Raw genomic sequence first — 15519 nt, forward strand, 5'->3', positions numbered from 1 at the left:
CAACGGCATTCTGCAATACATTCCAACTCATTAATGAACCGATATTCATCTATATCCCAATGGCACAAGTCCCCGCCTCACGCTGGCAGCGCAAAAAAGACGCCCGCCCCAGCGAAATCCTGGACGCCGCGCTGACCCTGTTCGTAGAAAGAGGCTTCAGCGCCACCAAGATGGAAGACATCGCCCGCGCCGCCGGCGTGACCAAGGGCACGCCTTATCTGTACTTCCAAAATAAGGAAGAGATCTTCAAAGCCATGGTGCGCCACCATCTATCCAGCCGGCTCAGCGCCTTCGTCGAACTAGAACAGCAACACACGGGACCGGTGGGCGAGCTGCTACAAATCCTCCTGCTCAAGTGGTGGGATGAAGTGGGCGCCACGCCGGCCGCCGGCCTGTGCAAGCTGGCCATAGCCGAAGCCACCAATTTCCCGGAACTGGCGCGCTTCTACACCACGGAAGTGATTTCCCCCTGTTTGAGCATGATCGAGCACATCCTGCGCCGCGGCATGGACAGCGGCGAATTCCGCGTCCTGCCCATCGCCAGCAGCAGCGACGCTCTGCTGGCCCCCCTGGTGATGGCGATGACCTGGGCCCACTCCTTCGCCAAGGTGGTGCCCGATGTCTGCGGCTACTCGCATCAATACTCCCGCGCGCACCTGAGCGAAGCCTTGCAGTTGGTGCTGCAAGGCCTGAAGAATCCAACCTACGAGAATTGACATGAAAACTGCCGCTCACTGCCTCTGGCTAGGCATCGTCAGTCTGACCCTCGCCGCCTGCGGCAAACCGGAGGCGCCTCCGGAAGCGCCTCGCCCCGTCCGTTACGTGGTGGCGGGCGCCACCGCCCAGCAACAAGGCGATAGCTACTCCGGCGAAATCCGCGCCCGTCACGAGACCAATCTGGCCTTCCGCGTGGCCGGCAAAGTGGTGGCCAAGCTGGCCAATAGCGGCGACCGGGTAAAAAAAGGTCAGGTGCTGGCTCGGCTGGACCCCAGCGACTACGCGCTGGACCTGTCGGCCAAACAAGCTCAGTTGGCCGCCGCGCAATCCGACCTGGGCCAACAAGAGCTGAACCTGAAACGCTACCGCGAACTGCTAGCCAAGCAGTTCGTCAGCCAGGCGCAGGTGGACGGGCAACAGAACGCGGTCAACGCCGCCCGAGCCAAGGTGGATCAAGCCAAGGCGCAGCTCGCCGCTAGCCGCAATCAAACCGGCTACACCAGCTTGGTGGCGGACGCCGACGGCGTGCTGAGCCAGATGGTCGCCGAGCCCGGCCTGGTGGTGGCCGCCGGCCAGGCCATGGCTAGACTGTCGCAGGACGGCGCGCGCGAGGTCGCGGTCCAAGTGCCGGAGAACGCACTGGACAAGGTACGCCGCGCCGGCCAATTCCTGGTGACTCTATGGAACGGCGGCGCGCCGATGTCGGGCACGCTGCGCGAGCTGGCGGCCGACGCCGATCCCGCTACCCGCACTTACGCCGCGCGCGTCGCCATCAGCGGCGACTCCAGCCGCCTGCAATTGGGAATGACCGCCAGCGTCGCCTTGCCTAACGCCGCGGACGCGCAGATGCGCCTGCCGCTGACCGCCTTGCTGGACGAACAGGGCAAGCACTATGTCTGGCTGATCGCCCCCAACGGCAAGGTCGCTCGCCGCGCGGTGACGGTCAGCCGCGTGGACGCCGACTCCGCCACCCTGTCCCAGGGCGTGCGGCCTGGCGACAAAATCGTCACCGCCGGCATCCACCTGCTGCGCGACGGCCAGGCCGTGAAACTGTTGGAGCACTGAGACGGTCATGAAAAAACTGAATCTCTCGGAATGGGCGCTGCGTCACCAGTCCTTGGTGCGCTACCTGATGGTGATGCTGATGCTGGCCGGAGTCTGGGCCTACACCCAGCTGGGCCAGAAGGAAGACCCGGAATTCACCTTCAAGGCCATGCTGGTGCAAGCTTACTGGCCCGGCGCCGGCACATTGGAGATGGAACAGCAGGTCACCAACAAGCTGGAGGAAAAGCTGCAGGAGATGGGCGAGATTGACTACGTCCAAAGCTATACCAAACCGGGCGAGAGCCTGCTGCTGATTTCGGTGCGCGAAGACGTGCCGCCCAAGAACGTGCAGCAACTGTGGTACCAGGTGCGCAAGAAGATAGGCGATATCCGCGCCACCCTGCCCGCGGAAGTCCAGGGACCGTTCTTCAACGACGAGTTCGGCGATACCTTCGGCAACATCTACGCCTTCGCCGGCGACGGCTTCAGCTACGAGGAAGTGCGCCAATACCTGGAGGACGCCAAGCGCGAGATCCTGCGCGTGCCGGACGTGGCCAAGGTCAGCCTGCTGGGCGTGCAGGAGCAACGCGTCTACGTGGACCTGTCCACCGCCAAGCTGGCTTCGCTGGGGCTGGATACCGGCGCAATCTGGAAAGCCTTGCAACAACAAAACGCGATGACGCCGTCCGGCGTGTTCGAAACCGCCAGCGACCGCATCTGGGTCCGCCCCACCGGCAACTACGCCAGCGTGGAGGCCATCGCCGCCACTCCGGTCACCGTCAACGGCAAAACCTTTCGCTTGGGCGACATCGCCTCGGTCAAACGCGGCTACATTGATCCGCCTCTAAGCACCATGCGCTTCAACGGCAAGCCGGTACTGGGCATGGCCATCACCATGAAGGGCGGCGGCGACGTGCTGCGCCTAGGCAAAAACCTGGATGCCGCCATGCTGCAGATCCAGTCCAAAATGCCGGTGGGCCTGGAAATCCATTCGGTTTCCGACCAGCCCAAGGTGGTCAAGAACGCGGTTGGCGAATTCATGCGTTCGCTGGTGGAGGCCGTGGTCATCGTGCTGGCCGTCAGCTTCTTCAGCCTGGGCCTGCGCACCGGCATCGTGGTGGCGCTGTCCATACCGCTGGTGCTGGCGATGACTTTTCTGGCCATGTATTTCTTCAATATCGACCTGCAGCGTATCTCGCTGGGTTCCTTGATCATCGCTCTGGGGCTGCTGGTGGACGATGCCATCATCGCGGTGGAAATGATGGCACTGAAGCTGGAACAAGGCTGGAGCAAGTTTCAGGCCGCCACCTTCGCCTACACCAGCACCGCCTTCCCCATGCTGACCGGCACCCTGATCACCGCCGCCACTTTCCTGCCCGTGGGCATCGCCAAGTCCAACGCCGGCGAATACGTGTTCAGCCTGTTCGCCGTGGTCGGCATCGCGCTGGTGCTGTCCTGGATCGTCGCGGTGGTGTTCACCCCCTACCTGGGCTACAAGCTGTTGCCGGAAAACCTCCAGCACCACGAGGCGCACGATGTTTACGACAAACCGTTCTACCGCCGCTTCCGACAAGTGGTGGAATGGTGCCTGGAACGTCGCAAGACCGTGATCGCGCTGACTCTGGCCGCCTTCGTGCTGTCCCTGCTCGCCTTCAAGCTGCTGGTGGCTCAACAGTTCTTCCCCTCGTCCAACAGACCCGAACTAATGGTGGACATGTGGCTGCCGCGCGGCGCCAGCCATCAGGCCACCGAACGCGAAGTAGAAAAACTGGAGGCCCTGCTCAAACGCGACCCGGACATCGTCAGCGTCACCAGCTACGTGGGCAGCGGCAGCCCGCGTTTCTATCTGCCGCTGGATCAGCAGCTGCAACACTTGAACTACGCGCAGCTGATGTTGATGACCCGGGACGAACATGTGCGCGAAGACGTGAAGAAACGGCTGGAAAAGCTATTCGACAACGACTTCCCCAATGTCCGCGGCCGGGTGACCCGGCTGGAGAACGGTCCGCCGGTGGGCTACGCGGTGCAATTCCGGGTGATGGGCGAGGACCACGTCAAGGTGCGCGCCATCGCCGCCCAGGTGGAAGCGCTGATGCGTGCGCATCCGTCCACCCGCCAGGTCAACATCAACTGGGGCGAGCAGGTGAAGGCCCTGCGCATCCGCATTGATCAGGACAAGGCGCGCGCGCTCGGCCTGTCCTCTCAGCAATTGTCGCAGCAATTGCAGATGCTGATTTCCGGTGCCACCGTGACCAGCTTCCGCGAAGGCGACCAGGCCATCGCCATCGTCGCGCGGCTCAATCCGGACGAACGCAAGAATGTCGCCGGCCTCGGCAACTTGATGATACAAACCGGCAGCGGCCGCTTTGTGCCGGTATCGCAGATCGGACACATCGAATATCAGCCGGAAGAAAGCATCATCTGGCGGCGCAACCGCCTGCCCGCCATCACGGTGAGCGCGGATCCGGCGGAAGGCGCCCAGGGCGCGGACATCTCCCGGCAGTTGCTGCCCAAGATGCAAGCGCTGGAGCAGACGCTGCCGCTGGGCTATCACATCGAAACCGGCGGCAGCATGGAATCCAGCGCCAAATCGCAAAAAGCCATTGCGGCGGTGGCGCCGTTGATGCTGGTGGTGGTGGTAACCCTGCTGATGTTGCAGCTGCACAGCGTGCAGCGCAGCATCATGGTGCTGCTGACCGCGCCGCTGGGCATGATAGGCGTGACGCTGACCCTGATCGCTTTCAGCGCGCCGTTCGGCTTCGTCGCCATGCTGGGGGTCATCGCGCTGTCCGGCATGATCATGCGCAACTCGGTTATTCTAGTTGACCAGATCGAACACGACATTCGCGACGGCATCGATCCCTGGCACGCTATTGTCGGCTCCACAATTAGACGTTTTAGGCCTATCATGCTGACGGCATTGGCGGCCATCCTGGCGATGATCCCACTGAGCCGCAGCACGTTCTGGGGACCGATGGCCGTGGCCATCATGGGCGGGCTGCTGGTGGCCACGGTACTGACCCTGCTGTTCCTGCCGGCGCTGTACGCGCAATGGTTCAAGGTACGGCGGCCCCAGGCCTGACGGCCCCTTGCCGCGCGACAAGACAAAACAAACCGAGCATATAAACACAAATGAACAAGACCCGATTCCGATTGCCCCTGCTGGGCAGCCTGTTGCTGCTGGGTTTCGCCCTGCCGGCCCACGCCTTCGACCTGGTTGAAGCCTGGCGCGCCGCCCGCGACTACAACGCCGACTTCGCCGCCGCGCGCTCCGACCTCGACGCCGGCCGGGAAAAAGCGACGCAAGGCCGCGCCCTGCTGATGCCCCAGGTGGGCGCCACCGCCAATTACAATTACACCAATCCAATCGCACCCGCGGGCCAAGGCGGTTACGACTCCACCACCTACGGCGTCAACTTGCAACAGCCGCTGTTCGATGTCAGCAAATACACCGGCTACCAAAAAGGCAAGCTGGCCACTCAGCAAGCGGAAACCAGCTACGGCGCAGCTGAACAACAGCTGATCCTGGATACCTCCCAAGCTTATTTCAACGTGCTGCTGGCCAAGGACACCCTGTCCGCCACCAGCGCCAGCAAGAAAACGTTCCAGCAACAATTGGAACAAGCCAAGACCGCCTTCGAAGTGGGCACCGCCACCATCACCGACACCCACGAAGCCCAAGCCGGCTACGACGGCGCGGTGGCACAGGAAATCAAGGCGATCAACAGCCTGGAATTGGCGGAGAACAATCTGCGCCGCATCACCGGGCTGGACCCCAAAACCATTCAACCGGTGTTGGACAAGCTGCCGCTGGAACTGCCGACGCCGGCTACCCTGGAAGCCTGGATCGGGATCGCCCTGCGCAACAGCCTGAGCATCAAGGCCGCCGAGCAAACGCTGGAAATCGCCGGCAAGAACGTCACCGAGAAAAAAGGCGGCCACCTGCCGGTGATCAGCCTGACCGCCGGCTACAGCGATACCCAGACCCGCGCCCCGATGCAGCAGCCCCACACCCGCGGCAGCAGCATAGGCGTCGGCATCACCCTGCCCTTGTTCGCCGGCGGCGGCATCAACTCGCAAGTGCGCGAGGCGGCGGCGCAGCAGGAGTCCGCCAAAGACAAGCTGGAAGCCGTCCGCCGCCAAGTGCGCGAAGACGTGCGCCGCACCTTCCTGGGCGTTACAAACGGCGCGGCTCTGGTGCGCGCTCAGGAGCAATTGCTGATCTCCGCCAAGAGCAAGGTGGAGTCCACCCGCCTGGGCAAGGAAGTGGGCATCCGCACCAATATCGACCTGCTGCAAGCCGAACAGGCTTACTACTCGACGCTCACCAGCCTGGCCACCGCCAAGTATGAGTATCTGATCGCGCGGCTGTCGCTGTCCCAGGCCGCCGGCCAATTGGATAGCGAGGTACTGAGCAAGCTCAACGCCGTCATCCGCCGTTAACCCCCGCTAAGAGTGGCTAACAAACCCCTGATGCTGCGCGCCGACTTGCCGTACTCAAGTACTGCCTGCGTCGGCGCGCCTTGGCTTAGGTTCTCCGCAGCCATGCCAACAGGCATGGCCGCCGTCTCCCCGCCCCTTCCACGCTCCTCCGCTGGCATCCGCGCAACAGGTGTTTAATTTTTTAGTGCGCGTGTAGCTTTTTGCTAAACACAAACATAGAATGCCTGAGAACGTGCTTACGATATCGCGAGCGTGGGCGAGACAAGGCATTGCGGCTAAGAGAGCGGAATGTACGCATTTCGAAACCGTTTTTAACGCCCTTGTCTAAACTATTCCGCCAACGCGCAACAGATCGTAAACAGGTGCTGAGACGGTCAGACAAGAATAATGAAAGCCAAGCCACGGAGCGGCCAGCCGGCGCCACGATAGACCGGCATCGCTCCGACACCGATTCGCGGCGGCCCGCCATACGCGGCGCCGGCCGCACAACGTCGAGGAGATAGCAGATGAGCAATAAGGATTTGATGCAACGCAAGGCCGACGCCACCCCGCGCGGCGTGGGCGTGATGTGCGGCTTCTTTGCCGAGCGCGCCAAGAATGCCGAAGTCTGGGATACCGACGGTAAACGCTATATCGATTTCGCCGGCGGCATTGGCGTATTGAATACCGGCCATCTGCATAACAAAGTACAGGCCGCGGTCGCCGAACAGCTGTCCCGGTTCAGTCACACCTGCTATCAAGTTGTCCCTTACGAATCCTATATCCGTCTTGCCGAGCGGCTGAACCAACTGACGCCGGGCCAGCACGCGAAGAAAACCGCGCTGTTCACCACCGGCGCCGAAGCAGTGGAAAACGCGGTGAAAGTGGCGCGCGCCGCCACCGGCCGCGCCGGGGTGATCGCCTTCGGCGGGGCCTTCCATGGCCGCACCCTGCTGGGCATGGCGCTGACCGGCAAGGTGGTCCCGTACAAAGTGGGCTTCGGCCCCTTCCCCAGCGACGTCTATCACGCTCCCTATCCCAACGCGCTGCACGGCGTGTCCGTGGAAGACTCCCTGAACGGGCTGGAAAAGCTGTTCAAGTACGACGTCGACCCCAAACGCGTCGCCGCCATCATCTTTGAGCCGGTGCAAGGCGAAGGCGGTTTCTACGTCGCGCCCAGCGAGTGGGTGGTCCGGCTGCGCAAGATTTGCGACGAGCACGGCATCCTGCTGATCGCCGACGAAGTGCAGTCCGGTTTCGCCCGCACCGGCAAGCTGTTCGCGATGGAGCACTATCCGGTGCAGGCCGACCTGATCACCATGGCCAAATCGCTGGCCGGCGGTTTCCCGCTGTCCGCGCTGACCGGCCGGGCCGAGCTGATGGATGCTCCCGCCCCCGGCGGCCTGGGCGGGACCTATGCCGGCAACCCGCTGGCGGTGGCCGCGGCGCTGGCGGTGATCGACGTCATCGCCGAAGAAAAGCTGCTGGACCGCGCCAACCGCCTGGGCGAGCTGCTGAAGGAAAAACTGCACGGCCTGAAGAGCGCGGTGCCGCAGATCGCCGAGGTCCGCGGGCTGGGCGCGATGCTGGCGGTGGAGTTCAATCAGCCCGGCAGCCCGCAACCCGACCCGGACTTCGCCAAGAAAGTGCAGACCAAGGCCTTGGAATCCGGCCTGATCCTGCTGACCTGCGGCGTCTACGCCAATGTGGTGCGCTTCCTGTTCCCGCTGACCATAGAAGACGCGGTGTTCGAAGAAGCCCTGGCCAAGCTGGAAGCCGCGCTCAAAGCTTAAAGGCCGCGCCGGGCCCGCGCCGCCGGCGCGGGCCTAGTCCGACATCTCTGCGTTGGAGAACCCATGTTGAATTTGAAAGACCCCGCGCTGCTGAAGCAGCAGTGCTATGTGAACGGCGCCTGGCTAGACGCCGACAACGGCGAAACCATTCCCGTCACTAACCCCGCCACCGGCGAAACTATCGCCAGCGTGCCCAAAATGGGCAAGGCCGAGGCCGAGCGCGCCGTGGCCGGCGCGGCTGAAGCCTTCCTTCTCTGGAAACGCAAGCCGGCGAAAGAACGCGCCGCCCTGCTGCGCCGTTGGTTCGATCTGGTGATGGCGAATCAGGACGACCTGGCGGTCATCCTCACCAGCGAACAGGGCAAGCCGTTCTCGGAAGCCAAGGGCGAAATCGCCTACGGCGCGTCCTATATCGAGTGGTACGCTGAAGAAGCCAAGCGCCTGTACGGCGACACCATCCCCTCTCCCGGCGCCGACAAGCGCATCCTGGTCAACAAGGAAGCGATCGGCGTCACCGCAGCGATCACGCCATGGAACTTCCCCAATGCGATGATCACGCGCAAAGCGGCCCCGGCGCTGGCCGCCGGCTGCCCAATGGTGGTGCGCCCGGCCAGTCAGACCCCGCTCTCGGCCCTGGCCCTGGCCGTGCTTGCCGAACGCGCGGGCATTCCCGCCGGCGTGTTCTCGGTGCTCACCGGCGGCTCCAGCGAAATCGGCGCGGTGCTGACCGGCAGCGACTTGGTAAAGAAATTCTCCTTCACCGGCTCCACCGAAGTGGGCCGCAAGCTGATCGCTCAATGCGCGGACACCGTCAAAAAAGTGTCGATGGAATTAGGCGGCAACGCGCCTTTCATCGTATTCGACGACGCCGACCTCGACGCCGCGGTGGAAGGCGCCATCATCTCTAAATACCGCAACGCCGGCCAGACCTGCGTCTGCGCCAACCGTCTGCTGGTGCAGGATGGCGTCTACGACGCATTCGCAGAGAAGTTCGCCGCCGCGGTGGCCAAGCTCAAAGTGGGCAACGGCCTGGAGCCTGGCGTCACCCAAGGCCCGATGATAGACATGAACGCAGTGGCCAAAGTGGAAGAACACATCGCCGACGCGCTGGCCAAGGGCGGCAGACTGGTGGCAGGCGGCAAGCGCCACGCGCTGGGTCACAGCTTCTTCGAACCGACGGTAATCACCGACGTTACGCCGCGAATGAAGGTGGCCAAGGAGGAAACCTTCGGACCGCTGGCGCCGCTGTTCCGCTTCCATTCCGAAGAAGAGGCGATCCGGATGGCCAACGACACCGAGTTCGGCCTGGCCAGCTACTTCTACGCCCGCGATATCGGCCGCATTTTCCGCGTGTCAGAAGGTCTGGAATACGGCATGGTGGCGGTCAACACCGGCATTCTGTCCAACGAGGCCGCGCCCTTCGGCGGCGTCAAGCAATCCGGCCTGGGGCGTGAAGGCTCCAAGTACGGCATCGAGGACTATCTGGAAATCAAATACGTACTGCTAGGCGGCATCGACCAGTAAAGCGCCCCGCCAATGCGAAACGGGCTGGATATCCAGCCCGTTTTTTATTGCCGCAACCGCTGCGCTTAGAACCTGTTCAAAATCTCGCGAGCAAGAGCAAGCGCTGAAGAAGCGGAATGTACACACGGTACACAAGCATTCTGAAGAAGCTTCCAAGGCCGCATCGCCGAAGCGCAGCACACATTGAACAGGTACGGCTAACAAAAATCAGTTTCACGGCTGAGGCAAGGCGCGCCGACGCAGGCAGCACTTGAGTACGGCAAGTCGGCGCAACGCAGCATCAGGAATTTTGTTAGCCGCTCTTAGTGGAACTTGGCCAAGGTCTCCGACAGGGGAATCCCTGCCTCTTTCAGGCATTCAGCCAGATCCCGCCAGGCCTCGTCGCGCTCAGGCGCCACATCCGGCGTCACCAGCCACGGCGCGTGCGCCGCCACTTCCTCTCGGCCGCGCAGGCGGAAGCCCACTTCGTAGCCCTGCATTTCCGGCTGATATTCCGCAACAGCCTCCAGCTCTTGCACCCCGCCCGCGCTCGCGGCCAGCAAGGCCGCGGTCACACCCAGGCGCTTGCGGTTCCAGGCTCGCACACCGGTCTGCACCGCCTCCCACCAGGGCAAGGGCGCGAACAGCTCGGCCTCGCCGTATTCCATCTCGGCGCCCACCGCCTGCTGTACCAGCGGCATCGCCGCATCCAGCGCCTTGCGCGCCAAACGGCGCGCCTGCTCCGGCGGCAAAGCCCCGCGCTCCACCAAGAAGGGAATCCAGGCCAGCACCAGTTGCGGCTCGTTGGTCTTGCGCGCCGCCTCGTATGTGGCGCGCGAGGAGTCCGGATCCAGCGGCGCGAAATCGCAACCCGCATCCATCACCGGCGCCAACTGCACCAGGTCTTGGCAGGCGCGTTCGTTCAGCATCTCCAGAGAGAACAAGGTGGGCGAAATCCACAGTATCGACTGCTCCGGCACCTCCAGTGCATCCGCCAGCGCCACTTCCAGCCGCTCCAGCTGAGGGAAATGCCACCACACGCCGCCCTGGGCGCGTGAAAACGCGAACGGCAAGGCCCAGAGTTCGAACGACACCACCGAGCCATCCTTGCGCATCACCTCGGGGAAAGCGATTGCGTCGCGCGCGCAATTGACCAGCAACTGACGCGCGGCCGGTTGGGACAACAGCGCCAGTTGCGACTCGGTGAACACGGCCTGGTCGCCGGCCGCCAGCGCCATCTGCACCTCGCCTGCCAGCTGCGCGCGCTCCATAGGCTGATCCACCGCGCGGCGCGCCAGCTCCACCAATTGCTTCACCGCTCGACCGCGCTCCGCCGGAGGCAGCGGCTCGGTAGGGCCGGTACGCATCTCGCGCGGAACCGGACCCGCGGCCTCGCGGTCGGCATAGGCCTTGTGCAGACGCTGATAAGCTTGCATCGCTTCGTCGCAGATCGCCTGCAACTGACCCACGGTCGGCATTTCGTCTTCATTGCTGAAGTTGAAGTCGAATAAACGCAGACGCAGATTGCAGACATAGACCGTCACATTGTCCGCTTCGTCGAACAGCATGGCGCTAGTCAGACCTTCGCGATCGCGTCCGGGAAAGTCCGTGTCGTCATCGCCAAGCAAACGGCAAACAAAAGCCGGCGCTTCGGTGTGAATCAGGTACTCGGAACCTTCCAGGCCCTGATCGTCAACGGCATCACCAAAAATGAAGCGGTTGGGCAAAAACGGCTCGCCCTTGATGCGGGCATTACGCGGCAGGGATTTCATCTGGCAAGCGAATCTATTCAATAAATCAAATACTCATTGTACCTGCCTAGCGTGGCGGCTTGAAGTCCGCTGGCCAAATCAATCCTCTCCCCTCCATTGCTCCAATGTTTGACGCTGCCCGCCCGCCGCGTCGAAATTGTCAGCGGACAACCAGTTCTCGAAGCCCTGCCGCAATGCCGGCCACTCATGATCCAGGACGGAAAACCAGGCGGTATCGCGATTACGCCCCTTGTAAACCATGGCCTGCCGGAACAGACCCTCGAAGCGGAAACCCAGCCTTAGCGCCGCCCGCTGTGAAGGCTGGTTCAAGGCGTCGCATTTCCATTCATAACGGCGATAACCCAGCGCGAAGGCCTGACGCATCAATAGATACATCGCTTCCGTCGCCGCCGGCCTGCGCTGCAGCAAGGGAGAGAAATTCAGATGCCCCACCTCGATGCAGCCCATCTTCGGGTCAATGCGCAAATAGGCGGCTACGCCCAGCGCCTCCCCGCTGACAGCGTCCACAATCGCGTAAAAGTGCGGATCACGCTGCCGTTGCTGCTCGGCCAGCCAATCAGAGAAGTCAGCGTAAGCGGCAAACGGGCCATAGCTCAGATAAGTCCAGTTGCGCCCCTCCGCGTCCGCGCCCATCGACGCGAACAGGCCTGGGCCGTGCCGCTCGGCCTGCAGCGGTTCCAGCCGGCAGAACTTCCCCCGCAGATCCGTCTTAGGCGGCCAGGCCGCCTCGCGCCACTCCGACACCGGCAGCCCCACCGCCTGGCCCAAGGCGTTGACCGTGCCCGCCGACGCCATGCTCGCCTCAATCATCCCCTTCCCCTTCAGCATGCGCAGGACACGGAGACGCCAGCTCGCGCCGTGGTTGCATAGCCGTCGCGCACCCACCAATCCAGGCCGCCCTGCAATTCGCGCACATTGAAACCAAGACGCGCCAGTTTCAAGGCCCCTTTGGTCGACGCATTGCAACCGATGCCATCGCAGAACGACACCAGAACCGCATCCCTGGGCAAATGCGCGGTGCTTGCCTCGTCCATGGTTCTATGCGGCACGGACACGGCGCCGGGCAGGGTTTCCTTAAGGAAGGCCTCTTCCGCGCGCGCGTCGATCAACACCAATTTTTCTCCGGCTTGCAAAGCACTCCAGACATCGGCGGCGTCCATCTCGTACGCCAGCTTGGCGGCGTAAAAATCCAGCTGACTCAACATTTTTTTCTCCTGTGGCCTTGTAAATGCTGTTAGCCTAAGCGACAAGTCATACCCCAAACAGTGCCACCATGCAAAATATGGAGGAACCACTTTGTCCACCGAGTGGTTGATCGATTTCCTGCGCCAGCGGCTGCAACGTCAAGGCGCGGAAAGCCTGGCTCGCCAGCTGTACCGCTTATTGCGCGAACTGATCCGCGCCGGTCAGTTGGCCGGCGGCGCGCCCTTGCCGGCCAGCCGCGCGCTGGCGGCGGAACTGGCTCTGGGCCGCAACACCATTCTCAACGCCTATGAACAACTGGGCGCCGAAGGCTATCTGGAAAGCCGTCACGGCTCAGGCACTTATGTCGCGGCCTTATTCAGCCCGCGTTCCGCGCCGCCGCAGCGCGCTCAGCAACACCCGGGGCTGTCGCAACGCGGCCAGCGCGTCTCGGGCCACTGCACGCTGCCCACTGGGCTGGCTGGCGCCTTCGCCCCCGGGACGCCAGAGCTGAAACAATTCCCCCACGCCCAATGGCAGCGCTGCCTGCAAAACCATATCCAACGCCCGCAGCTGGACCATCTGCACTACCGCCACGACGGCGGTCTGCCCGAACTCAAGCGCTCCCTCAGCCAATACCTGTATCTATCGCGCTCGGTGAGCTGCCAACCGGAGCAAATCGTCATCACCCAAGGCGCGCAGCAAGGACTGGAACTGCTGGCCCGGCTATTGGCCGACCCCGGCGACGACGCCTGGGTGGAAGATCCCGGCTACAGCGGCGCGCAGGCCGCGCTGCGAGCAGCGGAACTGAACATCGTCCCGGTTCCCGTTGACGCCCAAGGCATAGCCCCGACGCCCGCGCATCAGGCCACGCCTCCGCGTCTGATTTACATCACCCCGTCCCATCAATATCCAACCGGCGTCGTCATGTCGCTGGCACGACGACTAGCGCTGCTTCAGTTAGCCAAGCTACACGACAGCTGGATCATAGAAGACGACTACGATAGCGAATTCCGCTACACCACCCACCCCATCGCCTCCCTGCAAGGGCTGGCCGACAGCGAGCGCGTCATTTATCTCGGAACCTTCAGCAAAGTCATGTTTCCCGCGCTGGGGCTGGGCTACCTGATCCTGCCCGAAACGCTGGTGGAGCCGTTCCGCCGCGTCCAGGCGCGTTTGTACCGGGAGGGCAATTACCAGGTGCAAGCCGCGCTGGCCGACTTCATCGAACAAGGTCATTTCGCCCGCCATATCAAGCATATGCGCGAGCTCTACCAATTGCGGCAACACCTGCTGCGCGGCACTCTGCAGCGCGCGCTGGGCGACGCGCTGCCGCTGTCCGCCGGCGAGGCCGGCTTGCACTTGGTCGCTCAGTTGCCGACCGGCTTCGATGAATGGGAACTCAGCGCCGCCGCCGCCCGGCAGCAACTATGGCTGCGTCCTTTGACCAAGCACTTCATCGGCCCGGTGGACCGCAACGGATTAGTGCTAGGCTACGCCGGAGTGGAAGAACAGGAACTTCACGCCGCCGCGCTCAAGCTGGCGGCGCTATTGGAAACGCGATGGAAGTGAAACCTACGCTGCTGGTCAGCGCCTGCCTGCTGGGGCAGCCCGTACGCTACGATGGCCAAGCCAAACCGCTGGCTGAACATGCCTGGACTCGATTGCGCCGGGAATTCACCCTGATCCCCGCCTGTCCAGAATGCATGGGCGGCCTACCTACGCCCAGGCCCGCGGCGGAGCTGCGCGGAGGCGACGGCGCTGCCGCGCTGCGCGGTCAGGCCACGGTTGAAACCGCCGCCGGCGAAAATGTCAGCGCCGCCTTTGTGCGCGGAGCCCAGGCCAGCCTGCGCCTGGCTCAGGCCCATGGCTGCCGGCAAGCGCTGTTGAAGGCCAACAGCCCCTCATGCGGCACGCTCCGCATCTACGACGGCGAATTTTCCGGCCAGCTCAAGAATGGGGAAGGCGTGACCGCCAGCCTGTTGCGACAGGCTGGCATCAAGGTCTGTTCGGAGGACCACATGGAAGAATTACTGAAAGCGCCTGGGGACTAAATCCCCTAGACGCTCTCGTGAACGACCTTTACAGAAACTCGAGGCGGCCGCCGCTCAAGTGATACATCGCGCCGGCGATCTTGATCCGGCCCTCTTTCTCCAACTTGGCCAGCACATCGCTGCGCTTGCGAATCTGATCGATGGTATGCAACACATTGCTGTGTGCCACCGCATCGACAAACTCCGCATTCTTGCTGCTGCGCTCGCCATCGTACTTGGTCAGAGAAATCGCCGGCCGAATGCGCGCCAGCAACCCCGTCAGGTTGCCCAGCTCCACATGGTCGATAGCCCCCTTGATGGCGCCACAGGCGGTATGCCCCATCACCAGCACTACTTTGGCCCCGGCAACCGCGCAAGCAAACTCCATGCTACCCAGCAAATCGTCATTCACCACATTGCCGGCAACCCGGGAATTAAAGGTTTCGCCGATGCCCGCATCCATCACGATTTCCGCCGGCGCGCGCGAATCTATGCAGCTGAGCACCACCGCGGAGGGGTACTGCCCCTCCGCGCTGGAACGCTTTTGCGCCAGGTAGTCGTGCTGCATCGGCTTGCCGCTTCGGAAGCGCTCATTGCCTTTCGCCATCTCCGCCAGCACTTGCTCCGGCGTCATCGCATCCCGCTGGGACTTGCTCAAAGACGCCGCATACGCCACGCCGTTCAGGCCCCCGCCGGCACCCATGGCAAATAGCGCCGCGGCGCCCAAGGCGGTTTTCATCACCGTCCGTCGGCCGATAGACTCGCCGCAATTCACTTCCCGACACAGATGCTCGCTCATTCGCGTCCTTTCCTAGTGTAGTGACATAAAGGTACAGTGGTATAAAGTTTTTTAATTTTATTTAGTAACTATCTAATTAGATGATAGTTAGCGACTTAGTTCACTGCACACGCAATTAGGACATGGAGATGAAAAGCCCTCTCCCGCAGCCAGCTGCCGGACACAGAAAAGAAGAAGAAAAGAAGGAAATAGAGAAAACAAACGGAAGAAACCGGCGCAGACGAGTTGCCTCAGACGCACGAAAGCCTCCCATT

Annotated in this window: 12 protein-coding genes; 8 read left to right on the forward strand and 4 right to left on the reverse strand. The window is 62.7% G+C overall.

Annotation, left to right across the window (positions count from 1 at the left end):
* The first annotated feature begins 59 nt into the window (after positions 1–59).
* The 6 genes from MOV80_RS21990 (at position 60) to MOV80_RS22015 (ending at position 9500) form a co-directional block, all read left to right on the forward strand.
* Positions 60–716: a TetR/AcrR family transcriptional regulator gene (locus tag MOV80_RS21990; RefSeq protein ID WP_043594172.1), complete on the forward strand. Its 657-nt coding sequence runs from the start codon at positions 60–62 to the stop codon at positions 714–716.
* A 1-nt stretch (position 717) separates the two neighbouring features.
* Positions 718–1782 carry an efflux RND transporter periplasmic adaptor subunit gene (locus MOV80_RS21995; protein WP_043594174.1) on the forward strand — a complete coding sequence of 355 codons (1065 nt, stop codon included), beginning with the start codon at positions 718–720 and terminating at the stop codon, positions 1780–1782.
* A 7-nt stretch (positions 1783–1789) separates the two neighbouring features.
* Positions 1790–4843 carry an efflux RND transporter permease subunit gene (locus MOV80_RS22000; protein ID WP_043594177.1) on the forward strand — a complete coding sequence of 1018 codons (3054 nt, stop codon included), beginning with the start codon at positions 1790–1792 and terminating at the stop codon, positions 4841–4843.
* A 50-nt stretch (positions 4844–4893) separates the two neighbouring features.
* Positions 4894–6204: a TolC family outer membrane protein gene (locus MOV80_RS22005; protein ID WP_043594180.1), complete on the forward strand. Its 1311-nt coding sequence runs from the start codon at positions 4894–4896 to the stop codon at positions 6202–6204.
* A gap of 506 nt (positions 6205–6710) precedes the next feature.
* A complete protein-coding gene (gene gabT / locus MOV80_RS22010) occupies positions 6711–7976 on the forward strand; it encodes a 4-aminobutyrate--2-oxoglutarate transaminase (protein WP_107732869.1) in 1266 nt (421 codons plus the stop codon).
* Positions 7977–8039: 63 nt separating this feature from the next.
* Positions 8040–9500 carry an NAD-dependent succinate-semialdehyde dehydrogenase gene (locus MOV80_RS22015; protein ID WP_043594184.1) on the forward strand — a complete coding sequence of 487 codons (1461 nt, stop codon included), beginning with the start codon at positions 8040–8042 and terminating at the stop codon, positions 9498–9500.
* Between the two features lie 302 nt (positions 9501–9802).
* Here MOV80_RS22015 and MOV80_RS22020 read toward each other — a convergent pair whose 3' ends face one another.
* The 3 genes from MOV80_RS22020 to MOV80_RS22030 all read right to left on the reverse strand — a co-directional run bounded on the left by MOV80_RS22020 (position 9803) and on the right by MOV80_RS22030 (position 12456).
* On the reverse strand, positions 9803–11251 hold the full coding sequence (locus tag MOV80_RS22020; RefSeq protein ID WP_019101566.1) for a hypothetical protein: 1449 nt from the start codon (positions 11249–11251) through the stop codon (positions 9803–9805).
* A 78-nt stretch (positions 11252–11329) separates the two neighbouring features.
* Positions 11330–12061: a GNAT family protein gene (locus MOV80_RS22025; protein ID WP_249605486.1), complete on the reverse strand. Its 732-nt coding sequence runs from the start codon at positions 12059–12061 to the stop codon at positions 11330–11332.
* 11 nt (positions 12062–12072) lie between these two features.
* Entirely contained in the window at positions 12073–12456 is a 384-nt protein-coding gene (locus MOV80_RS22030) for a rhodanese-like domain-containing protein (protein WP_081575537.1), read from the reverse strand.
* Between the two features lie 91 nt (positions 12457–12547).
* Here MOV80_RS22030 and MOV80_RS22035 point away from each other — a divergent pair, with 91 nt between their 5' ends.
* Positions 12548–14005 carry a PLP-dependent aminotransferase family protein gene (locus MOV80_RS22035; protein WP_043594187.1) on the forward strand — a complete coding sequence of 486 codons (1458 nt, stop codon included), beginning with the start codon at positions 12548–12550 and terminating at the stop codon, positions 14003–14005.
* Positions 13996–14487, forward strand: coding sequence for a DUF523 domain-containing protein (locus MOV80_RS22040; protein ID WP_043594189.1), 492 nt, complete (start codon positions 13996–13998; stop codon positions 14485–14487). Before MOV80_RS22035 ends, MOV80_RS22040 begins: the two co-directional genes overlap by 10 nt.
* Before the next feature lie 28 nt (positions 14488–14515).
* Here the strand turns inward: MOV80_RS22040 and MOV80_RS22045 are convergent, their stop codons facing one another.
* Complete coding sequence (locus tag MOV80_RS22045) at positions 14516–15265, reverse strand: carbonic anhydrase family protein (protein ID WP_019101561.1); 750 nt, start codon at positions 15263–15265, stop codon at positions 14516–14518.
* Positions 15266–15519 lie beyond the last annotated feature (254 nt).

Source organism: Chromobacterium sp. IRSSSOUMB001 (assembly GCF_023507765.1).
In the GTDB taxonomy this organism is placed as follows: Bacteria; Pseudomonadota; Gammaproteobacteria; order Burkholderiales; family Chromobacteriaceae; genus Chromobacterium; species Chromobacterium haemolyticum.